Raw genomic sequence first — 21,229 nt, 5'->3', positions numbered from 1 at the left:
CCCCCGACAAGATGGCCCCCACTACATTCCCGCAACCATGACGCTCGCAGAAGCCCGTGCACGACACGCCCAGTTGGTCCGGGAAATCCGGGCGCACGACCACGCCTACTACGTGGAGGCGCGCCCCATCATCAGCGACCGCGAATACGACCGGCTTTTCCAGGAACTGCTGGACCTCGAGCGACAGTTCCCCGAGCTGGTCACACCGGATTCACCCTCCCAACGCGTGGGCGGTGAACCGTTGGAAGGGTTCCGGCGCGTGCGCCACCGTGTCCCCATGCTCTCCCTCGAAAAAATCCGGCCCGCGGACCACCCCACCCGGGCCGAGGAACCGGACGACGCCCGCCGCAAACAGCGCCAGGACCAAAACACGCTGAACGAACTCCGCACCTGGGACCTCAACCTCCGCAAGCAGTTGCGCGTGGACCGGCTCGAGTACGTGCTCGAACCCAAGGTGGACGGTGTCTCCATCAGCGTGCATTTCGAAAACGGCCGGTTCGTGCTCGGTGTCACCCGCGGCGACGGCTCCACCGGGGACGACATCACCGCCAACCTGCGAACCATCCGTTCCATTCCGCTGGTCCTGTCCGTCAAGGATCCGCCCCCCTACCTGGAGGTCCGGGGCGAGGCCTATATGGCCCAGAAGGATTTCGAGGCGTTGAACCGGCAGTTGGAGAGCGCCGGCGAAGAGCCCTTCCCCAATGCCCGCAACGCCACCGCGGGCACTCTCAAACTCCTGGATCCGCGTCAGGTGGCCCGGCGACCGCTGCGCGCCGTCTTTTACGGCGTCGGCCATTGCGAGGGCGTCGAGTTCCGCACCCACGCCGAGGTCCTTGAAACCCTGCGCCGGTTCGGATTGCCCACCCAACCTTGCTGGTGGCTGTGCCGCGACATGGAACATCTTTTGGAGGTCTACCACCGCGAGGTCGTGGCCAACTACGACGAGACAAGGGACCTGCGAACCCGGCTGCCCTACGAAATCGACGGCATCGTCATCAAGGTCAACGACATGACCCTCTGGCCGCGCATCCCGGCCAGGGCCCGTGCCCCCGGCTACGCCATCGTCCACAAGCCCATCCACTGGATCGAACCGGCCGAGACCGTTCTCAAAGGCATCACCGTGCAGGTGGGCCGCACGGGCGTGCTCACCCCGGTGGCGGAATTGGAACCCGTGTTCGTCCAGGGTTCCACCATCTCCCGCGCCACCCTCCACAACGAGGACGAAATCCGGCGCAAAGACATCCGCATCGGCGACACCGTGGTGATCCGCAAGGCGGGCATGGTGATTCCCGAGGTGGTTGAGGTGGTCAAAAGCAAACGGCCGCCCGGCACCAGGCCCTTCGACCTGTACGAGTTCGTCGGCGGCCGCTGCCCGGCCTGCGGCGGCCCCATCGCCAAGGAACCTATCGCCACCGGCGAAGGACAGGAGGTGGCCTGGCGCTGCCAAAACGTGGCGGGTTGTCCCGCCCAGAAAATCCGTCGCCTGGAATTCTTCACCCAGCGCAAGGCCCTCGACATCGAGGGCATCGGCGGCATCGTGGCGGAGAAGCTGATCGAAAGCGGTCTTGTGGACGAACCACTCGACCTCTACGAGCTGAAGCTGGAGGACCTGGCCCGACTCAACCTCGGCACCGCCGAAGCCCCGCGCGTGTTCGGCGAAAAAAACGCCCGCAAGGTCCTCGAAGCGCTCGAACGGGCACGGTCACTCCCGCTCGCCCGCTGGCTCTTCGCCCTGGCCATCCCCAACGTGGGTGAGGTCACCGCCCACGACATCGCCTCCTTCCACGAAGACCTCGAAAGCGTCGCCCGTTCCCGCCTTCTCCAGGGCGTGGTACGGCTCGAGGAAATCGCACGCCAGGCCGAAACGGTCAACCCGAATTCCCGCAAAAACCCGCCCCAAACCGGGACGGAATTCCGGCGCCGCGCCGAACAGTACGAAGCCCTCCGCCGCGAGGCCGAACGCATCGGCAAGGAACTCGTCGAAGCCGGATTCGCGCGCCCGGCCGCACGGAGTGAAGGGGGATTCCCCGCCTTCGTCACCCGGGTGGGACCCGTGGCCGCACGCAGCGTGCTCGATTACTTCGCTTCCCCAACCGGTCGGCGGGTCCTGGAACGACTCCGGGCCCTAAAGATTCACCCCCGCGGCGCCCGAACCGCCTCCGGCCAGGGACCTCTGGCCGGCAAAACCTTTGTCCTCACCGGCACCCTCGCCGCCTGGACCCGCGAGGAAGCCTCCGAACTCATCCGCAAGGCCGGCGGCCACGTCGCCAGTTCGGTGAGCAAAAACACCGACTATGTCGTCGCGGGCGAAAGCCCGGGATCCAAACTCGACAAAGCACGGGCCCTCGGCGTGCCGGTTCTGGACGAGGCGGCCTTCCGCAAACTCCTCATCGAGGCCGGTGTCCTGGAGAACGCCCATCCAACGTCCCGGCCGGGCCCGGGCGGCGGCACCGCGCAGCCGGAGCTGTTCTAACCCCACCAACCGGCCCCGGACACCTGCCGATTCCCCGCCGGCCGAAAAGGCCCCGCCGGGTCAGGTCCCCCGCACCGGGTTCGACCCCGGGGCTCAATCCGACGCGCGGTTGAGGGCGCTTAACACCGCGCGCACGCCCGCCAGTTCAATGTTGGTGTCCACGCCCGCGCCCCAACGGGTCCGCCCGTCATGGAACCGGATCTGGATGTAGGCAATGGCGCTGGCCTCCTCCCCCGCACTCAGGGCGTGCTCGCTGTAGTGCACAATTTCAAACCGCGGCACACCGCTGGCCACCAACCCGTGCACCAGCGCCGCCAGCGGTCCGTTCCCCTGCCCGCGCACCTCCACCGGTTCCCCATTCCGCTTCAGGTGCGCCACACACTCGACCTTGCCGTCCCGGCCGTGCGACTCGAAATTGACCAGTTCCCAGGGCTCCGTCCGCTCCACATACTCCCGCCAGAACATCGCCTTCAATTCCGCGCCGCTCACCTCGCGCCCGAGACGGTCCACCTCGTCGTTGGCAATCGGACCAAACTCGCGTTGCAATTCCTTCGGCAGCTCGATCCCATACTCGTTCTCCAACAGGTAGGCCACGCCGCCCTTGCCGGACTGACTGTTGACGCGGATCACTTCCCGGTACTGGCGACCGATGTCGCGCGGGTCAATCGGCAGATAGGGCACATCCCAATACTGTCGCCGGCCTTCGTTCCATTCGCGCAGGCCCTTGCGAATGGCGTCCTGATGCGATCCGCTGAAGGCGGTGAAGACCAGCTCGCCGGCGTAGGGATGCCGCGGCGGCACTGTCATCCCGGTGCAACGCTCGTACACCTCCCGCAACCGGTTGATGTCGCTGAAGTCCAGCCCGGGATCGATCCCGTGCATGTACATGTTCAGCGCCACGGTCACAATGTCCAGGTTGCCCGTACGTTCGCCATTGCCGAACAACGTGCCCTCCACCCGCTCCGCCCCGGCCAGCAACGCCAGCTCCGTTTTGGCCGTGCCGGTCCCACGGTCGTTGTGCGTGTGCACGCTGATGATGAGCGACTCGCGGTTGCGGATGTTCCGGCAGATCCACTCCACCTGGTCGGCGTACACGTTGGGCATGGCCACCTCCACCGTGTCCGGCAGGTTCAAAATCATCTTGTTCTCCGGCGTCGGTTGCCACACCTCCATCACCGCCTCGGCCACCTCTTTGGCAAATTCAACCTCGGTGGCGGAAAAACTCTCCGGCGAATACTGGAACCGGACCTCGGTTCCTTTGAGCCGCGGCAGGCGTTCCTTGATCATCCGGGCGCCCCGCATGGCCATCTGGATGATCTGGTCCCTGGTCATGTTGAACACCACGCGGCGCTGCGCCGGGGAGGTGGAGTTGTACATGTGAATGATCACCCGCCGCGCGCCCACCAGCGATTCGATCGTCCGCTCGATCAGGTCCTCCCGCGCCTGCACCAACACCTGAATCCATACATCGGGCGGAATCCGATTCTCCTCGATCAACCGCCGGTTAAAGGTGAACTCGGTGTTGGAGGCCGAGGGGAACCCCACCTCGATCTCCTTGAACCCGATCTTCACCAGCGTGTGAAACATCTCCAGCTTCTGGCTGACGTTCATCGGAATCGCCAGCGCCTGGTTGCCGTCGCGCAGGTCCACGCTGCACCAGATTGGCGCGCGCGTCAGCACACGGTTCGGCCACTGGCGATCCGGCAAATGCACCGGCGGAAACGGCTGATACTTGGTCCAGGGTTCTTTCAACATGGCTCGTTCAAAGTTGGGCTGCCGGGCTCCGGTCAACGGGAAAACGGAAACCCCGCTGCCGGGCGGCAGCGGGGTTTCATCGAAATTCCATCATTCGGAAAACTCAAAACCCTGCCGCCGCGCCGCGGCCACGCAGCGCGCCCGACAACAGCAGCAGGTTCAGCCAACCATTCATACCGCGGCAAAAGTAGTCGCATCCCGCCCCGCGGGTCAAACGCTTTTTCCCGCGCATGCAACAAGCGCCCCCCGGGTTCCGGCCCCGCGCCGGACCCGGGGACAGGGCACCGGCCGACAGCACCCCCACGCCCGCTCAGCCGCAGGGCTGCAACCCGGGCCAACCCCACCCCAACCGAATGCCCGGAATCGCCCGACCAACCGAACCCGGACCGGCACCCGCCCCGCATGCATCGAAAAGAAAAACGGCCCGCAACCCACCCCGGTCACGGGCCGTCGCAACTCCACGGCGCTCAGATCTTCTTGGGCATGGCCGTCCAGGCGCCCTTGTTCTTGCTGCTCTTGACGCAGGTCTCAAGGAAGGCAATCCCCATCCAGCCGTCCTCGACATTGGCGTACTTGGACCCGTCGCACTGGAACGGTTTGCCCTCCTTCCACGCCCGCACATCCGCCTCAAAACAGCGGTGCAACCGGGCAAAGGCGTCGTGGAACCCTTCGGGATGCCCACTGGGAATGGTCACTTCGGCCAGCAGATCCGCCGGCATATCCTTGGGCAGGAACCCGTCGCCCGGCGTCACCGCACCCCGCCAATACACCCGGTCGGGTTGCCCGTTCAGGTACACCACCAGTTTCTCCGGCTCCTCCTGACGCCATTCCACCGTGCCCTTCGTCCCGGCGATCAGGATGCCGAGATCGTTCTTGTGGCCGATGCAGATCTGCGAGGCCCGGACCAGGGCCTTGCCACCGTTGTTGAGCCGGCAATAGACCGTGAAATGGTCGTCCAAAGGACGCCCTTCCACGAAGGTCTCCAGCTGCGCACTGACATGCGTCACCTCCAGACCGGTGACATACCGCAGATGCATCAGCGCGTGCGTCCCGATGTCGCCTCCGCAGCCTGAAACGCCGGCCCGTTTGGGGTCCACCCGCCACGAGGCCTGTTGTTGACCCGTAGCCTCCAGCTTCGTGGCCAGCCAGCCCTGCAGGTAGTAGCTGTCCACCCAGCGAACCTCGCCGATCAGACCGCTGCGCACAATGAACCGGGACAGCCGGGTCGTCCAGTGCCCCAAATACGTGTGGGCCACGCCGAACGGGATGTTACGCTTCCGCACCTCCTTCACCAGGGCGTTGGCCTCCTTGAGATTCAGGCACAGCGGCTTTTCACAAAACACCGGAATCCCGGCCTTCAACGCCTTCATGGCCGGGTCAAAATGCACATGATTCGGCGTGACGATCAAAATATAGTCCAGCTTCTCCTCGTCCGGTAACGAGGCATTGGCCGCGATCATCTCGTCGTAGGAGCCGTAGCCGCGAATGGGATAGGCCCAGTTCGCTGCCTCTTCCAACGCAATCTTCGGATCCGGGAACAACGCCCCGGCCGTGACCCGCCGGGTGCCGTCCATGTTGATCGCTCGCTGATGGGGATGGACGATGAACGCGCCGCGTCCACCACCGACCAGGCCGACATTCAGAGGTCTCTTTGACATAAGCAATTGGTTGGTTTGCTGGTGATTGGTTTGGCTTGGGACGGCCGCGGTCCGGGGTTCCCAGGCTCCGACCGCGTGCCCCGGCCCAGAGTAAAACCGTGTCCGCCGCCCCTGCCAAGCCTTTTCGAAAAAACACCGCAAATCCCCGACCCATCACCCCGCCAATCCCAACCAACCCCGCCAAACCCAACCAGCCGGATACACCCCCTCGCCCGACCCGGCCGGTCCCCAAGCTCGAGGACCTCTCAGCCTTCAACCCACCACGCGCCTGTCTCCCACGGCCGCGCCGTGACCCCGACCGCACAGCCGGTCCCCGCCGCCCGTGCTCTCCTTGCCCGGTCCTTTGGCAGCCGGTTCGACACAGCCCCGCCCGAGCAGTCACCCCGAAACTGACCCTCCCTCAGGCACATGGCATGCCCCGTCCCACCCGGCTCCCCCAACGGCCGGACCCCCCCCGGGCCCACCCTCTTGCCACCCCTTTTGAAACCAACGAGCCCTACCCGGCCCCCAAAAACCGGCTTGAAGGGCTCAAGTTTTCCCGCATTCAGCCGATGAACGGGCTTGGACCTCGCAAGCGAGGGCCAACCGCCGGACGTGCGCATGAAGAGCTGCAGCTTTCACGACCGGGTCAGACCGCTGGCGTGCGCTCTGATCCTCTGGTTGGGGTCATGGCACCGGGCCGATGCCGGAAACGGGCCCAACCCGCCCGCCCCGATCACCTCGGTCCTGCAATTCTATTCCGTGCCGATCGAAGAATTCGCTCACGGTCTGCCGGTCCGGTTGGAAGGGGTCGTACTCTACGAGGACCCGGATTGGCGGCTGTTCTACTTGCAGGACGAAACCGGGGCCACCTTCCTCGAGCCCACCGGAGACCTCAACGGTTGCGGGGCCGGCGACCGCGTCCGTGTCACGGGCACCACCTACTTGTCGGGCAACAGCCGTCGCATCGCGCAGATGTACGTGGAGGTGCTGGGCCCGGGCCGGTTACCCGACCCGGTCCAGTTGCCGTGGCATCAACTGACCAACAACCTGAACGACCTCAAGCGGATCTCCATTGGAGGCGTGGCTCGTGCGGTTGAGTCCTGGGCCGGTCAACGGGGCATGATCCTCCTGGACACGGGCGTGGGCCGCCTGCGCGTTTACCTCCGACAAGCCCCTCCGGAGACGCTCACGCCCTTGCTCTATGACACGATTCGGGTGATCGGACTGCGGGTCCCCAGCAGCCAAAAGGGCGAAGGCCTGCTTCCCTTGGAAGTTCTTGTCAAGGGCTTGGAGGACGTCCAGGTTGTGCTGGCCACGCCCGAAGACCCATTTGAAGCGCCCATCAGCACGGTCGCCGGGCTCCAGGCCACCCTAAACCAGAAACAGGTGCTTTCCCTCCGGCGCGTTCGGGGCCGCGCCTACGATCAGGTGGTCGGCCAATCGTTCGTCCTCTCCGACGGAACCGGCCGGATCCTGGTGCAAAGTACCCTCCCCCTCGTCCTGACCAATGGCAGCCGGGTTGAGGCCGCAGGATTCCCGGTTCTCCACGGAACCAACGAGGTCCGCTTGGAAGAAGCCGTGTTCCGCCTCCGCGAGCCCTCCCTCCCAACCGACGGCGCTCCCACCAACCGCGTCTTCCGCTCCATCGCAGAAATCCGTGCCCTGACACCGGAACAAGCCTCCGCCCGTGCCCCCGTCCTTCTCGAAGCCGTCGTCACCTATCACGACCCCAACTGGGGGGTGTTGTTCGTCCAACAAGAGGACTCCGGCATTTACGTCCAATGCGCCGAACCACCGGCACCCCTGCGCCCGGGCGACCGCGTTCGGGTCCAGGGCGTCACCGGCCCCGGAGGCTATGCGCCGGTCATTGAACAGGCCAGGGTTACCTTGCTGGGCCACGGCGAGCCCCTCCGCCCCGCTCCGGCACGGGAACTGTCCCTGTTCTCAGGATTGCTCGACGCCACATGGTGCGAACTCCAGGCCCAAATCCGGGCCGCACGCCGCGTCGGACCCAACCTCGAATTGGAATTGCATACGCCCCGCAGCGGAATCCAGGCATGGATCCCCGGGTGGGGTGAGCGGCCGGTTCCCGAGGCGTGGATCGGATTGGAAGTCCGGGCCCGGGGCGTGGTGGGCTCCCGCTTCAACGCCCTGCGCCAGTTGACCGGCGTCACCCTGCACATCCCCGGCGAAACATTCCTCGAGTTCCAGGAACCGGTGCCGCGGGACCCCTGGGATCGCCCCGTCACCCCCATCCGGGAACTCCTCACCGCGCCCGGTCGCCGGAGTGCGCCGGCTCTCACCAAAATTCGCGCCGTGGTCACCTTCGCCCAAACCAACGGATGGATGGCCGTGGAAGATGGCACCGGCGGTTTGTGGCTGCAGGTGCCGGAGCCTGTTCCCGGCCCGGGTGATCAGGTCGAGATCCTGGGCTTCCCCACCGCAGGAATCGGATCGGCCACCATGGAACAGGCAAAGGCCCGCGTCATCGGCAAGGGGCCTCTGCCCGACCCCATCAAGGCCACGGCCACGGCCCTGCTCAGCCCTGAACTTGAGGCCCGCCGCGTCATGGTCCAGGGCACGCTCGTCGAAAACCAGGCCACATCGGGCCGTCCGTACCTGCTGCTGGACGACGCCGGCCAATTGCTCCACGTCTACCTCCCCGAGCGCGCAGCCAAATCCCTCGCCGCATGGAAACCAGGCAGCCAGGTGGCCGTCACCGGCGTCTGCCGGCGCCAAACCGACGAATGGGGACGACCGCGATCGGTCCGCATCATGACCGCCGCCACGGCCGATCTGCGCCTGGTCTCCGAACCGCCCTGGCTGACGCGACAGCATCTGGCCTGGATCGGCGCAGTCACGGCCACGGCCGCAGCATTGGGCCTGGCCTGGAGCCTGACCCTCCGACGCAAGGTCCGGGCGCAAACCCAACAACTGGAGGAACAGTTCCGTGCCCGGCTCGAACTGAAGCAACGCTACGAAGACCTGTTCGAAAACGCCGGCGACGCCGTCCTGATGCTCGACCTCAACGGCCGCCTCACCGCCGTGAACCGCGCGGCCGAAAAGGCATTCGATCAACCACGGGAAACCCTCCACAACACAAGCTTCGCCGAGCTCATCCACCCGGAGGATCGGCCCCGATGGGAACAGGCCTTGCGCACCCTCCGGGAGAACCGGCCCTGCGCACCCTTCGAAGTCCGCCTGGCCCCTCGGAACGGCAGGGAACGTATCCTGGAACTGCATCCGCAGCCCCTCCACCGCAACGGCGAGCTCGTGGGATTCGAATGCATCGGCCGCGACCTGTCCGAGCGCCGGCAACTGGAACGGCAACTCCGCCAGATGCAGCGTCTGGAGTCGGTCGGTCAACTGGCAGCCGGCGTCGCCCACGATTACAACAACGTCCTGACCGTGATCCTGGGCCACACCGGTTTGCTCCTCTCCGAGGAAAACCTGCCGGCCGCCGTGCGCGATTCCGTCCAGGAAATCCAGCAGGCTGCCACACGCGCCGCCAATCTCACCCGCCAACTGCTGGCCTTCAGCCGCAAACAAATCATGCAGGCCAGGCCCACCAACCTCAACGAGGTGGTCCATGACATGGTCAAAATGCTCCGTCGCCTCCTGGGTGAGCACATCGAATTGGTCCTGCAGCTCGACCCCGCCCTCGCCCCCATCCACGCCGACCCGGGCATGCTCGAACAGGTCATCGTCAACCTGGCCGTCAACGCCCGCGATGCCATGCCCAACGGCGGGGCCCTCATCGTTCGAACCGAAACCACGGAGATCACCGACACACACCTCCAACGCTGGGCCGATGCCGTGCCGGGCCGTCACGTCTGCCTCACGGTCACCGACACGGGAATCGGCATGGACCCGGAAACCCTCCAACGCATCTTCGAACCCTTCTTCACCACCAAGCCCTTCGGCAAGGGCTCCGGGCTCGGCCTGGCCACCGTCTACGGCATCGTCAAACAACACAACGGCTGGATCGAAGTCGAAAGCCAGCCCGGCAAGGGTAGCACCTTCCGCATCTACTTCCCGGCCCTGCAACCCGCGCCGCGCAAGAGCGCCGCCCGGACGGACCAGCCCCAAAGCGTGCCCCGCGGCAAAGAAACCATCCTCGCCGTCGAAGACGAAGCCCCATTGCGCGTCATGCTCACCAATGGACTGCGCCGGCTCGGTTACCAGGTCTTCGCCGCCGCCAACGGCCGCGAGGCACTGCAACTCTGGAAACAACACCGCAACCAGATCGACCTGGTGATCACCGACATGGTCATGCCCGGCGGAATCAGCGGCACCCAACTGGTGGCCGAGCTCCGAAAGGACCGGCCCGACCTCAAGGTGCTCTTCTCCAGCGGTTACAGCCAGGAGGTCGTCGGCAGTGAAATCAACCAACTGCCCGGCGCATTTCTACCCAAGCCATTCACACCCACCAGGCTCGCCACCGCCGTGCGTGCCTGTCTGGACGGTCAAACTCCAGGCACCCCCACAGCCACCAAAACCGCCGAAAACACCACCGCCTGACAACAAGGCTCCCCCACCGCCCAACACTCCTCAAAAGGGCGCAGCCACCGCCGGCCCCGCAGCCCCATCTCTGCGACCGCAAAGCCGCCACAACCACCCACGGTCCACAGCAGCCGGAACCAAACCAACCGCCGCGGCACTTGCAGGTTCAACCAACCCGTGGAACCCGCCGGCCCGGCGCCGCGCCCAACCCACCAAAACCCCTCCAACCCGCCGCCAGCGCGGCCGGACCGGCCCAAACCCGGCTCACAAAACGAGTCCCAATCCTACCGACGCCGTGTCGCGCGATTGGCCCCCTCACCCACCGACCAGATCAACTCGTTCACCTCACCGTCCGGACCGGGCTTGAACTCGATCTGCAAGTCCGTGGATTTCCCAAAAAACTTCGTCTCCGACTCGGCGTACAAAACCACTGATTCACCCCCGATCCGCGCCACCAGATGGTCCCCCTCGCGGCTGATCGTGAGCTGGTCGTACCGGCCCGCGTACCGGTCCAGCAAACTTCGCGACAACATGTACTCCGGCTTCGAGGGCGGCCCCAACTCGCGCACCCAGATGTTACGGAACCGGACCGGATTCCCGTGGTCTTGCAGGCTGATCGGCAGTTTCTCCGGATGCGCACCGTACGGGGGACGGTTGATCCACTGGGTCGGACCGGTCAGCGGCACATGGTAGTGAATCAACACCCCGTTGTGAAAGACGGTCAACCGCGCCGGGCTCACCAGCCGGCCCTCCCCGTCAAACCGCGGCGCCAGATAAACCACATCATAGGTCTGCCATTCGCCCGGCGGGCGCGAGGCGTTCACCAGCGGCGGATACTGCCCGTAAATCGCCCCGGCCTGGCCGTCCGCATAGGTCTCGTTCTCGTACGAGTCCAGAATCTGAACCTCGTAGCGATCCAACCCGAAAAACAGGCCGCTGTTGCCCCGGCCCTGACCCGACCCCTGCGGCTTGGCCGGCGCCGCCCATTCAAGGTGCAGCTGCACGTCCCCAAAACACCGACGGGTCCGTATATAACCACTGCCCGGCGTGCATTCCATGTAACCATCCCGCACCACCCACTTCGAGGGCGAACCGTCCATCGCACACCACGCCGACAAATCCTTCCCGTCAAACAACACAACCGCATCCGACGGAGGCCGACCCGGCTCGGCCTGCGTGCTGGGCGTCGCCGGCACAATCACCGGCGGGCGCGGCCGCGTCCGGTCGTGCGGAATCCACCGCGGATCCGGTCCGCTCGGCGGAAACTCGGCCCCCACCGCCGAGCACCACCCCAAAACTCCCATCCCCAGAACAAACCCCGGAAACAACAAACGTGATGGTTTCATGACGTCCTCGGTTGAGCGGTTCTGTTCGGGCCCGGACCCATTCCAAGCCCGCACCCCGGAGCCTAACCGGCAGCGGGCCCCACGACAAGCCGCCCGTGCCGCGCAAATCCGCCCTGCGCCGGTTAAGTCGCAAACCCCGACGCCCCCCAACCCCTCCCGAAACCAGGCCCCCGCCAACAAAACATCCACCGGCAACCCGCCCCGCGCCAAACCCCACCACCACTCAACCTCGTCCTAATGCCCGCTGAACCGGAGCCATGATGTTCTCGTGCCCCCTTTGAACCCAATGGAGCAGGGCAATCGGTTCCCTCAAACGCCCCCCGGAACCGACCATATCCCCTTCGGGGCAGATCAACGCCATCATCAGGTGCACGGTCGGGCTTGACCCGCCGGGAAACCCGGGCCTACATGGGCCCATGCAACGCGGGCCGATCCAACTCCTCCGGTTCCTCCTCGCCCTGCTGGGCTGCAGCTCCACCCTCATCGCCGCCCCCACGCCACCCGTTCAGCCACAGGCTCACGCAACCGCACCCGGTCCGGACCAACCGTGGGTGGCTCAATGGATCTGGGCCCGCGACGGTGACGTTCACGCGTACAACCAGGCCATCCTCGCCCGCAAAACGGTCCGACTCGAACCCGTCCGGCGCGCCACCCTCCGCATCACCGCAGACAGCTGGTACCGGCTCTGGATCAACGGCACATGGGTCAACGACGGCCCGTGCCGAAGCTGGCCCAACCACTACCAGTACGACGTCCTGGACGTCACACCGTACCTCCAACCCGGCCCCAACGAAATCCGCGTCCTGGCACGGTACTTCGGCGTCGGCGATTTCCACCGCATCCCCCAACAGGCCGGTTTGCTGGCCCAACTCGACCTCCAAACCGCTTCGGGTCGAACCCTCACCCTCGGCACCGACCGGTCCTGGGAAGTGGCCCTCTTCCCCGCCCTGCTGCCGCGCACGCCGAAAATCAGCATTCAGATGGGACCCTGCGAATGGTTCGATGCACGCGAGGCCGAACCCCTCCGGTTCCGACCGGCCCGCGTGTTGTTTCCCGCCACGGGCGGCCCATGGCAGGACCTGCGCCCCCGCGACGTCGCCCTGCTGACCCGTACACCGGCCGCATTCAAAACCCTCCTCCACGCCCGCACCGTCCGGGCCGAAGGCTGGAACTTCTGCGTGCCGGCCGCCCGACTCGTCAACCCCGGCCTCATCGAAGCCAACCACCACACCAGTTGCGGCTTCGGCATGGCCACCCTCCTCGAAGTCCGCCAACCCACCCGCGCCCGCATCCGAAACGAGGGCATGAAACTCTCCCTCAACGGCCGGCCCGTGGAAGGTGACCTGGAACTGGCCCCCGGACAACATCTCCTGCTCGGCTTCCCACGCCGCCTCTTCGGTCACGACAAGGAAAAAGCCGTCCGGTTCCTCGAACCCGAAGGGTATCAACTGGTCAATCCGCTCGATCCCCGGGCCCCCAACCCGTGGGTCTTCATCGAGCTCCCCGAATTCGCCCACGCCACCAACGACCTGCTCTGGGTGCAATTCAGCGATCTCGACCCGCACCTGGCCCGGCTGGCCCGCTCCTACGAGGAACAAACCGATCGGTGGCTCCAAACCGTCACCAACATCCCGCGCCTCCGCGAGACGCTGGGAACCCGGTGCAAAACCTTGCCGCCGGAAACCATGTTCGTTGAAGACATCTTCTGGCGGTTCCCGTCCCGCCAGATCCTGGAAGACACCCCCGTCACCCTCGAGCACCCCGCCGCCATGCTCCACGACAACGCCGAAACCACCGTCATCCACCCCGGCCCGCGCGGCGACGTCGAACTGCTCCTGGACCTCGGCGAACAACGGGTGGGCTACTGGACCTTCGACCTCCAGGCGGACCCGGGCGTGATCGTGGACATGGCCGCCGTCGAATACATCGCACCCGACGGACGCATCCAGTGGTCCTGGGGCAACCGCAACGCCCTGCGCTACATCACCCGCGCCGGCCGCAACCAATACACCTCCGTCCAGCGTCGCTCCGGCCGATACGTCTTCCTCACCCTGCGCAACTTCCACAACCCCGTCCGCATCCGTTACGCCGGCATCGTCGAAGCCACCTACCCCGTCGAATACCGCGGCGCCTTCCGCTGCAGCGACGCGCGCCTCACCGAAATCTGGAACATCTCCGCCCGCACCCTCAAACTCTGCATGGAAGACACCTTCACCGATTGCCCGCTCTACGAACAAACCCATTGGGTCGGTGACGCACGCAACGAAGCCCTCTTCGCCTACGGCATCTTCGGTGCCCACGACCTGGCCCGTCGCTGCATCCGCCTCACCGCAGAGTCCCTCGAGCGATTCCCCATCGCCGGTTGCCAGACACCCTCCTCCTGGGACGTCCTCATCCCGGCCTGGAGCTTCCTCTGGGGCATCGCCGCCTGGGACTATTACTGGGAAACCGGCGACCGCGACTGGCTCCGACAGACCTACCCGGCCATGATCCGTAACCTCCAGGGCGCAGCCCGGTTCCTCAACAACCAGGACCTGTTCTCCGCGCCGTTCTGGAACTTCTTTGACTGGGTCAACCTCGATCAAAACCGCCAAACCGTCCTCCACAACTCCCTCCTCATGGCGGGCGCCATCGACGCCGCCCTCCGCACCGCCGACGTCCTCGGCGATTCCACCCACACCCCCGAGCTCCACCAGTGGCGCAACCGCCTCACCCGCGGCATCCAGCGGCTCTGGCTGCCCCAACGCGGCGCCTACGCCGACGCCCTCCACGACGACGGTTCCCTCAGCCCCGTCATCAGCCAACACACCAGTTTCCTGGCCCTCCTCTTCGACGTCGTCCCACCCGAACAACGCGCCGCCGCCATCCGCAACCTCACCAATCCACCCCCCGACATGGTCCTCGTAGGTTCCCCCTTCGCCGCACTCTACCTCTACGAGGCCCTCGAAAAACTCGGCCTCCAGGACCTCATCCTCGCCGAAATCTATCGGCATTACCTGCCCATGCTCGAGGCCGGAGCCACCACCGCATGGGAAAGTTTCCCCACCGGCACCACCGGCGGCGGCCGATTCCCCACCCGCAGCCACTGCCACGCATGGTCCTCCGCACCCGTCTACTACCTCAACCGACTCATACTCGGCATCCAACCCGCCGCCCCCGGCGCCTCCGAGGTCATCATCAGCCCGCGCCTGTTCGACCTCACCTGGGCCGAGGGCCGCACCGCCACCATCCGCGGGCCCGTCGAGGTCTCCTGGCGCCGCGACGCTTCCACCCTCACCGTCCACTACACCGTGCCGCCCGGCGTCAAGGCCACCTTCCAACCCAACCCGTCCCACGCAGGCCTGAAAATCATCGTCAATGGCAGGGAATGGTCCGGGGCCGACACCGGCCGGTAAATCCGGGCCGGCCGCCGCCGCACCCCGCAAACCGCCCGCCACAGCCCCGCACCCGCCCCGGCCACCACCCCCAAACCACCGTGCAAAAATCCACGGGTGCCGAGCACAAAATCGTCATTTTTCCCAACGCCCATCCCGTGTAGGCTGGGCACTATCGAAGCTTTTTGGGTGCTCACATGCTGTACTGCGAACTGGGATCAGCCACGGCCAGGTTGACCGAACCGGAACTGCGCCAGGCACTGTTCGCCGCGCTGGACCGTCTCGGTCCGCGCCGGCGCGTCCTAGTGGTACCGCCGGATTTCACCCGCTTCCACTCCCAAGCAGGTCTCCTGACCCGCCTGGTCTACGAATACTACGGACCGCGCCTGGTCGACGTGCTGCCCGCCCTAGGCACGCACAGCCCCATGACCCCCCAACAAATCGCCGAAATGTACGCCGGGGTCCCGCCCGAACTCTTCCGGGTCCACAACTGGCGCACCGGCGTCGTCACCATCGGCGAGGTCCCGGCCGAATTCGTCCGCCAGGTCTCCGAAGGCGCCGTCGACTTCGCCTGGCCCGCCCAACTGGCCCGCCTCATCTGGGAAGGCAACCACGACCTCGTCCTCTCCATCGGACAGGTCGTACCCCACGAGGTCATCGGCATGGCCAGCTACAACAAAAACCTCTTCGTGGGCACCGGCGGCGCCGAGGGCATCAACAAAAGCCACTTCATCGGCGCCGCCTACGGCATGGAACGCATGATGGGTCGGGCCGACACCCCCGTCCGCCGCATCCTCGATTACGCCTCCGAACATTTCCTCAAACACCTGCCCGTCGTCTACATCCACACCGTCGTCAGCCGCGGCGAGGACGGCCGCCTCCACATCCGCGGCCTCTTCATCAGCGACGACCGTTCCGGATTCGAAAAAGCCGCCGCCCTCTCACTCCGGGTCAACTTCGAAATGGTCGATGAACCCCTGCGCAAAGTGGTGGTCTACCTCGACCCCGCCGAGTTCAAAAGCACCTGGCTCGGCAACAAAAGCATCTACCGCACCCGCATGGCCATGGCCGATGGCGGCGAACTCATCGTCCTGGCACCCGGCCTGCGCGAGTTCGGTGAAGACCCGGAAATCGACCGGCTCATCCGCAAATACGGGTACCGCGGCACCCCGGCCACCCTCCGGGCCGTCCGCGAACAACCCGAACTCCAGGCCAACCTCAGCGCCGCCGCCCACCTCATCCACGGCAGCTCCGAAGGCCGCTTCCGCATCATCTATTGCCCCGGACACCTCTCCCGCCGGGAAATCGAGGGCGTCGGCTTCGAATACGCCGACCTCAACACCATGCTCCAACGGTATCCGCCCGACCGCCTCCGCGACGGCTGGAACACCTTACCCGACGGCGAAAAGGTCTTTTTCATCTCCAACCCCGCACTGGGCCTCTGGGCCTGGCGCGGTCGCTTCGCTTGAACCCGGTTTATGGCAAACCTACAACTTCCATTCCACGTCAACCTGCAAGATCGTGTGGCCCTCATCACCGGCGGTGGCGGTGTCCTCTGTAGCGTCATGGCACGCGCTCTGGCCGCCTGCGGCGCCCGCGTGGCCGTCGCCGACCTCAAACAAGAAGCCGCCGAAACCGTCGCCTCACTCATCCGACAGGAAGGCGGCACCGCTCTGGCCGTGGCATGCGACGTCCTCCAACCCGACAGCCTCGCCGCCGCCAACGAAACCGTCAAACGCCAACTCGGCCCCATCGACATCCTCATCAACGGCGCCGGCGGCAATCACCCCAAAGGCACCACAACCTTCGAACACCTCCGACCCGAAGACCTCCAGGCAGCCCAAAAAGAGGTCGTTACCTTCTACGACCTCGACCCCCGGGGCGTCGAGTTCGTCTTCAACCTCAACTTCCTCGGCACCCTGCTCCCCACCCAGGCCTTCACCCGCGAAATGGCCGCCAAAGGCCGCGGCGTCATCATCAATATCTCGTCCATGAACGCCTTCCGGCCCCTGACCAAAATCCCGGCCTACTCCGCCGCCAAGGCCGCCGTCAGCAACTTTACCCAGTGGCTGGCCGTCCATTTCTCCAAGGTCGGCATCCGCGTCAACGCCATCGCCCCGGGCTTCTTCGTCACCGAACAAAACCGCTCGCTCCTGCTCCAACCCGACGGCACCTGGACGCCCCGGGCCCGCACCATCCTCGCCCATACACCCATGGGCCGGTTCGGCGAACCTTGCGACCTCATCGGCACCCTCCTCTGGCTGGTCAGCGACGAAGCCGCCGGGTTCGTCACCGGAGTCGTCGTGCCCGTGGACGGCGGCTTCGCCGCATTCAGCGGCGTCTGAAACCCCTCAGCCGGGTCTTGCCGTGTCCCCCCGGCCCGGGCACATTCAACCACGAGTCGGACCGTCACCGGCCCCGGCCCACCACGCCAGCCGGTCCCGGAACGGTCCCTCTCAACCGGTCCGGCTGTCTCCGGCCCCCTGGGGCACAGAGGCCACCCCCTACGGGCGCCGGAACCATCCGGAACCACCTCCCGGGACAGCGGCCATGAAACACGGCACAAAACGCGATAAACGCTCGCGGCGCGTCCTGGTCGCGCTCGGCTGGTACGATTACCGCCTCCACCGCGGCATCGAACGATACGCCGAGGAACACGGCTGGTCCCTCTCCGCCAACCTCGCCCGCGAAAAAGTCCTGCCCTGGGGCTGGGAGGGCGACGGCGTCCTCGCCTGGCTCGGAGCCTGGGACGAACTGGCCGAGTTCGTCGAACGCCTGAACAAGCCCACCGTGGACTTCAGCTACCGCCGCCCCCACCTCCGGTTCCCCCGCGTCCTCGAAGACCACGCCCACGCCGCCCAACTCGTCGCCGAACATTTCCTCTCCCGCGGCTTCAAAAACTTCATCTTCTACAGCGACTCCCCCAACTGGTCCTACGAAGAACGCGGCCAGGGCTTCCAGGCCGCCCTCGCCGAGGCCGGATACTCCTGCCTCTGGCTCAAATGGTACGAATCCTCCTGGTTCCGCCAGGACCGCGAACAATGGTCCCGCAAACGCCTCTGGCTGGCCACCAAACTCCGGCGCGCCCCCAAACCCGTCGCCGTCTTCGCCGCCAATGACCAGCACGCCCTCGACGTCCTGGAAGCCTGCGAGTTCGCCGGCCTCAAAGTCCCCGATGAAGTCGCCATCTGCGGCGCCGAAAATTACCTCCTGGCCCCCGACGCCATGCAAACCCCCATCTCCAGCGTCGATACCAACCTCGAACTCCTCGGCTACCGCGGCGCCGAACTCCTCGACCAACTCATGAACGGCCGCAAACCACCCACCAAACCCATCCGCATCCCCGCCGCCGGCGTCGTCGTCCGCAAAAGCAGCGACCTCCTCGCCGTCCCTCACCCCGGCGTCGCCCGCAGCCTCCGCTTCATCTGGGAACACAGCCACGAACCCATCTCCGTGAAAGACCTCGTCGAGGTCGCCGCCATGTCCCGCCGCGCACTCCACAAGGCCTTCGTCGAACACCTCGGCCGTACCCCGGGCCAGGAACTCCACCGCGTCCGAATCGAACGCGCCCGTAAACTCCTGGCCGAAACCGACGACAAACTCGACGTCATCGCCCGCGCCTGCGGGTACCAGAGCACCAACAGCTTCTGCGTCGCCTTTAAACACGCCGTCGGCATGTCCCCCAAACAGTTTCGGGAAAGCCTGGCCAAATAAACCCAAACCCATCCACAACCCACACCAAAGCCGGAAACCCGTGAAAACCAGCACCTGCCACCCACCCGCACCCGACCCAACCCGGCCACCCGCCGCCCTCATCGCCCTGCTCCTCCTCACAATTCTCATCCAACCCGCCCCCGCAACCCCCGGACCCCCGCAAGAATGGAACGTCCGGGACTACGGCGCCCGGGGCGACGGGCGTACCCTCGACACCCGCGCCATCCAACAGGCCCTGGACGCCTGCGCCGCCGCCGGCGGCGGCCTGGTCCGCGTGCCCCCCGGCGATTACCTCTGCCAGCCACTCACCCTCCACAGCCACATCACCCTCCTCCTCGAAGCAGGCGCCACCCTCCGCGCCACACGCGAACGCCGCGACTTCATGAAAGAACCCGGTGACTGGCTCCAGGCCAAAAGCAGCAGCGATTTCCTCCCCCTCATCAGCGGCCAGAACCTCACCAACATCACCATCACCGGCCAGGGAACCGTGGACGGCTCCGGCGACGTCTGGTGGCCCGCCGCCGAGGAAGCCCGGCGCCGCCAACCCGGCTACACCCTGCCCCGACCCCGCCTCATCGTCCTCACCCGCTGCCGTAACGTCCTGCTCAGCGGCATCACCCTCCAAAACGCTCCCACCTTCCACTTCGTCCCGGTCGAATGCGAAAACGTCCGGATCGAAAACGTCAAGGTCCTCGCCCCCGAACAAGCCGCCAATACCGACGGCATCGACCCCAGCCTCAGCCGCCACGTCGTCATCACCAACTGCCTCATGGACGTCGGCGACGACAACATCGCCATCAAATCCGGCCGACGCCTCCCAGACCGCCCGTTCGGCTCGGAAGACATCACCGTGGTCCATTGCCGGTTCTTCCGCGGACACGGCCTCTCCATCGGCAGCGAAACCGTCGGCGGCGTGCGCCGACTGCTCGTCCGCGGCTGCTCCTTCCAAAACACCGAAAACGGCATCCGCATCAAATCCCACCGCGGCCGCGGCGGCCCCGTCGAAGACCTCGTCTACGAAGACATCCGGATGACCAACGTCGAACGAGCCATCACCTTCACCGCCTACTACCCCCGCATCCCCACCGAGGACACAGCCCAACCCGTCACCCCCGAAACCCCGAAATACCGCAACATCCTCCTCCGCAACCTCACCGCCTCCTGCTACGAAAACGCCGGCCTCATCATCGGCCTGCCCGAAGCCCCCATCGAAAACGTCCAACTCGAAAACCTCCACATCACCGCCACCCGCACCGGCCTCGAGCTCCGCCACGTCCGCAACATCAACCTCCAAAACGTCACCATCCGACCCAACCGCGGCAACCCCATCATCGTCCGCGACGCCACCGGCACCGGCCTGCCCTGAACCACGCCCGGTCGCCACCCATGCCTTTTTTTCAAGGTGCCGTGCAAATCTTCATCAATGACACGTCCCCCGGCCGGCTTACAATGTCCCTGAAGCAAAACCGGCAAACCTGAATCGCGACCCATGAAAACGTGCACCTCGTCCATCCTCATGGCCATGGCCATCGGCCTGGCACTCGGCACCCGGACGACCTCCGGCGTGCCCCTGCCCTTCGCCGACGGGTTCGACTACCCCGAAGGTGAAAGGCTCGGCACCAGCGGCAGCAGCGGCGATATCTGGACCGTTGGCAACAGCACCGGCACCGGCTCGGCCACCGTGGATAGCAGCGCGGCATTGACCTTCCCCGGCCTGCCGTCCCTGGGCGGTAAAGGGTTGTTGTCCCAAGGAATACCCACCTCCAACCGGGACCGCGGTGTCGTGATCGCACCTGATGCCAACTCCCTGGCCAACTGGGCCGACCTGGGCAGCCTCTACGTATCCTACCTCCTCAGAGTGGACGCCGGCCCGGAAGGCAACCCGCGCCTGCTCAGCGCCTACCGCGACAGCGTCGGCGGCGGCGGGTTCACACCGTCCGCCGGCGTGTTCGTCGGCACCGACCTGAAACTGGGCATCGCCAAGGTGGCAAACAACGACGTCGCCTGGACCGCCGATCCCCTCACCATCGGCCAAACCTACCTGCTGGTCTGGCGCTACAAATACGTCGACGGTGCCAACAACGACGAACTGGCCCTCTGGGTCAACCCGCCCGCCAGCTCGTTCGGCGCGGACGAAAGTAACGTTCCAACCCCCACCATCGCCACAACCGTCGGCTCCGATGACACCGGCATTCATGCGTTCCACTTCACCGTCCGCACCGCCGGCCCCTATAACGGCGGCGGCACCTACGCCCTGGATGACGTGCGCATCGGCACATCATGGGCGTCCGTGGTGGTGCCCGAACCCGCAACCGCCGCCCTCATCGGTCTCGGATTTCTGGCGCTCTGGCAAGGGCGCCGGATTCGTCAGGGTTGAGGTTGGTTGAGGCATGGTCGGTACAACGCCCCTCCGCGGGTCCCACC

At 65.8% G+C, this 21,229-nt stretch carries 11 protein-coding genes; 8 read left to right on the top strand and 3 right to left on the bottom strand.

Features of this window, described 5'->3' with window-relative positions; all coding sequences use genetic code 11:
- Positions 1-37 precede the first annotated feature (37 nt).
- A complete protein-coding gene (ligA, locus tag G4L39_RS12480; protein WP_165108555.1) occupies positions 38-2,473 on the top strand; it encodes an NAD-dependent DNA ligase LigA in 2,436 nt (811 codons plus the stop codon).
- Between the two features lie 93 nt (positions 2,474-2,566).
- Here the strand turns inward: ligA and leuA are convergent, their stop codons facing one another.
- Together leuA and G4L39_RS12470 are read right to left on the bottom strand one after the other, a co-directional pair.
- The gene (leuA, locus tag G4L39_RS12475; RefSeq protein WP_165108553.1) at positions 2,567-4,228 is read right to left on the bottom strand and encodes a 2-isopropylmalate synthase; all 1,662 of its coding nucleotides are present in this window, start codon (positions 4,226-4,228) and stop codon (positions 2,567-2,569) included.
- A 467-nt stretch (positions 4,229-4,695) separates the two neighbouring features.
- Entirely contained in the window at positions 4,696-5,886 is a 1,191-nt protein-coding gene (locus G4L39_RS12470; protein ID WP_165108551.1) for a Gfo/Idh/MocA family protein, read from the bottom strand.
- Between the two features lie 600 nt (positions 5,887-6,486).
- Between G4L39_RS12470 and G4L39_RS12465 the strand changes: the two genes are divergently transcribed.
- Positions 6,487-10,389, top strand: a complete 3,903-nt coding sequence (locus G4L39_RS12465; RefSeq protein ID WP_165108549.1) for an ATP-binding protein — start codon at positions 6,487-6,489, stop codon at positions 10,387-10,389.
- Positions 10,390-10,655: 266 nt separating this feature from the next.
- Here the strand turns inward: G4L39_RS12465 and G4L39_RS12460 are convergent, their stop codons facing one another.
- Positions 10,656-11,717 carry a 3-keto-alpha-glucoside-1,2-lyase-like domain-containing protein gene (locus tag G4L39_RS12460; protein WP_240893990.1) on the bottom strand — a complete coding sequence of 354 codons (1,062 nt, stop codon included), beginning with the start codon at positions 11,715-11,717 and terminating at the stop codon, positions 10,656-10,658.
- A gap of 416 nt (positions 11,718-12,133) precedes the next feature.
- Between G4L39_RS12460 and G4L39_RS12455 the strand changes: the two genes are divergently transcribed.
- The 6 genes from G4L39_RS12455 (at position 12,134) to G4L39_RS12430 (ending at position 21,182) form a co-directional block, all read left to right on the top strand.
- On the top strand, positions 12,134-15,112 hold the full coding sequence (locus G4L39_RS12455; protein ID WP_165108547.1) for an alpha-L-rhamnosidase-related protein: 2,979 nt from the start codon (positions 12,134-12,136) through the stop codon (positions 15,110-15,112).
- A gap of 176 nt (positions 15,113-15,288) precedes the next feature.
- Positions 15,289-16,560, top strand: coding sequence for a nickel-dependent putative hexonate epimerase (locus G4L39_RS12450; RefSeq protein ID WP_165108545.1), 1,272 nt, complete (start codon positions 15,289-15,291; stop codon positions 16,558-16,560).
- Positions 16,561-16,569: 9 nt separating this feature from the next.
- Entirely contained in the window at positions 16,570-17,436 is an 867-nt protein-coding gene (locus G4L39_RS12445) for an SDR family oxidoreductase (protein WP_165108543.1), read from the top strand.
- A gap of 205 nt (positions 17,437-17,641) precedes the next feature.
- Complete coding sequence (locus G4L39_RS12440; RefSeq protein WP_165108540.1) at positions 17,642-18,805, top strand: AraC family transcriptional regulator; 1,164 nt, start codon at positions 17,642-17,644, stop codon at positions 18,803-18,805.
- Positions 18,806-18,845: 40 nt separating this feature from the next.
- Positions 18,846-20,171, top strand: a complete 1,326-nt coding sequence (locus tag G4L39_RS12435; RefSeq protein WP_165108538.1) for a glycosyl hydrolase family 28 protein — start codon at positions 18,846-18,848, stop codon at positions 20,169-20,171.
- Positions 20,172-20,327: 156 nt separating this feature from the next.
- Positions 20,328-21,182: a PEP-CTERM sorting domain-containing protein gene (locus G4L39_RS12430; protein ID WP_165108536.1), complete on the top strand. Its 855-nt coding sequence runs from the start codon at positions 20,328-20,330 to the stop codon at positions 21,180-21,182.
- The last annotated feature ends 47 nt before the right edge of the window (positions 21,183-21,229 follow it).

The sequence above is a fragment of the Limisphaera ngatamarikiensis genome (genome assembly GCF_011044775.1).
Taxonomy (GTDB): Bacteria; Verrucomicrobiota; Verrucomicrobiia; order Limisphaerales; family Limisphaeraceae; genus Limisphaera; species Limisphaera ngatamarikiensis.
The sequence above is the reverse complement of the archived record's forward strand: the minus strand, read 5'-3'. Positions and strand labels throughout refer to the sequence as shown.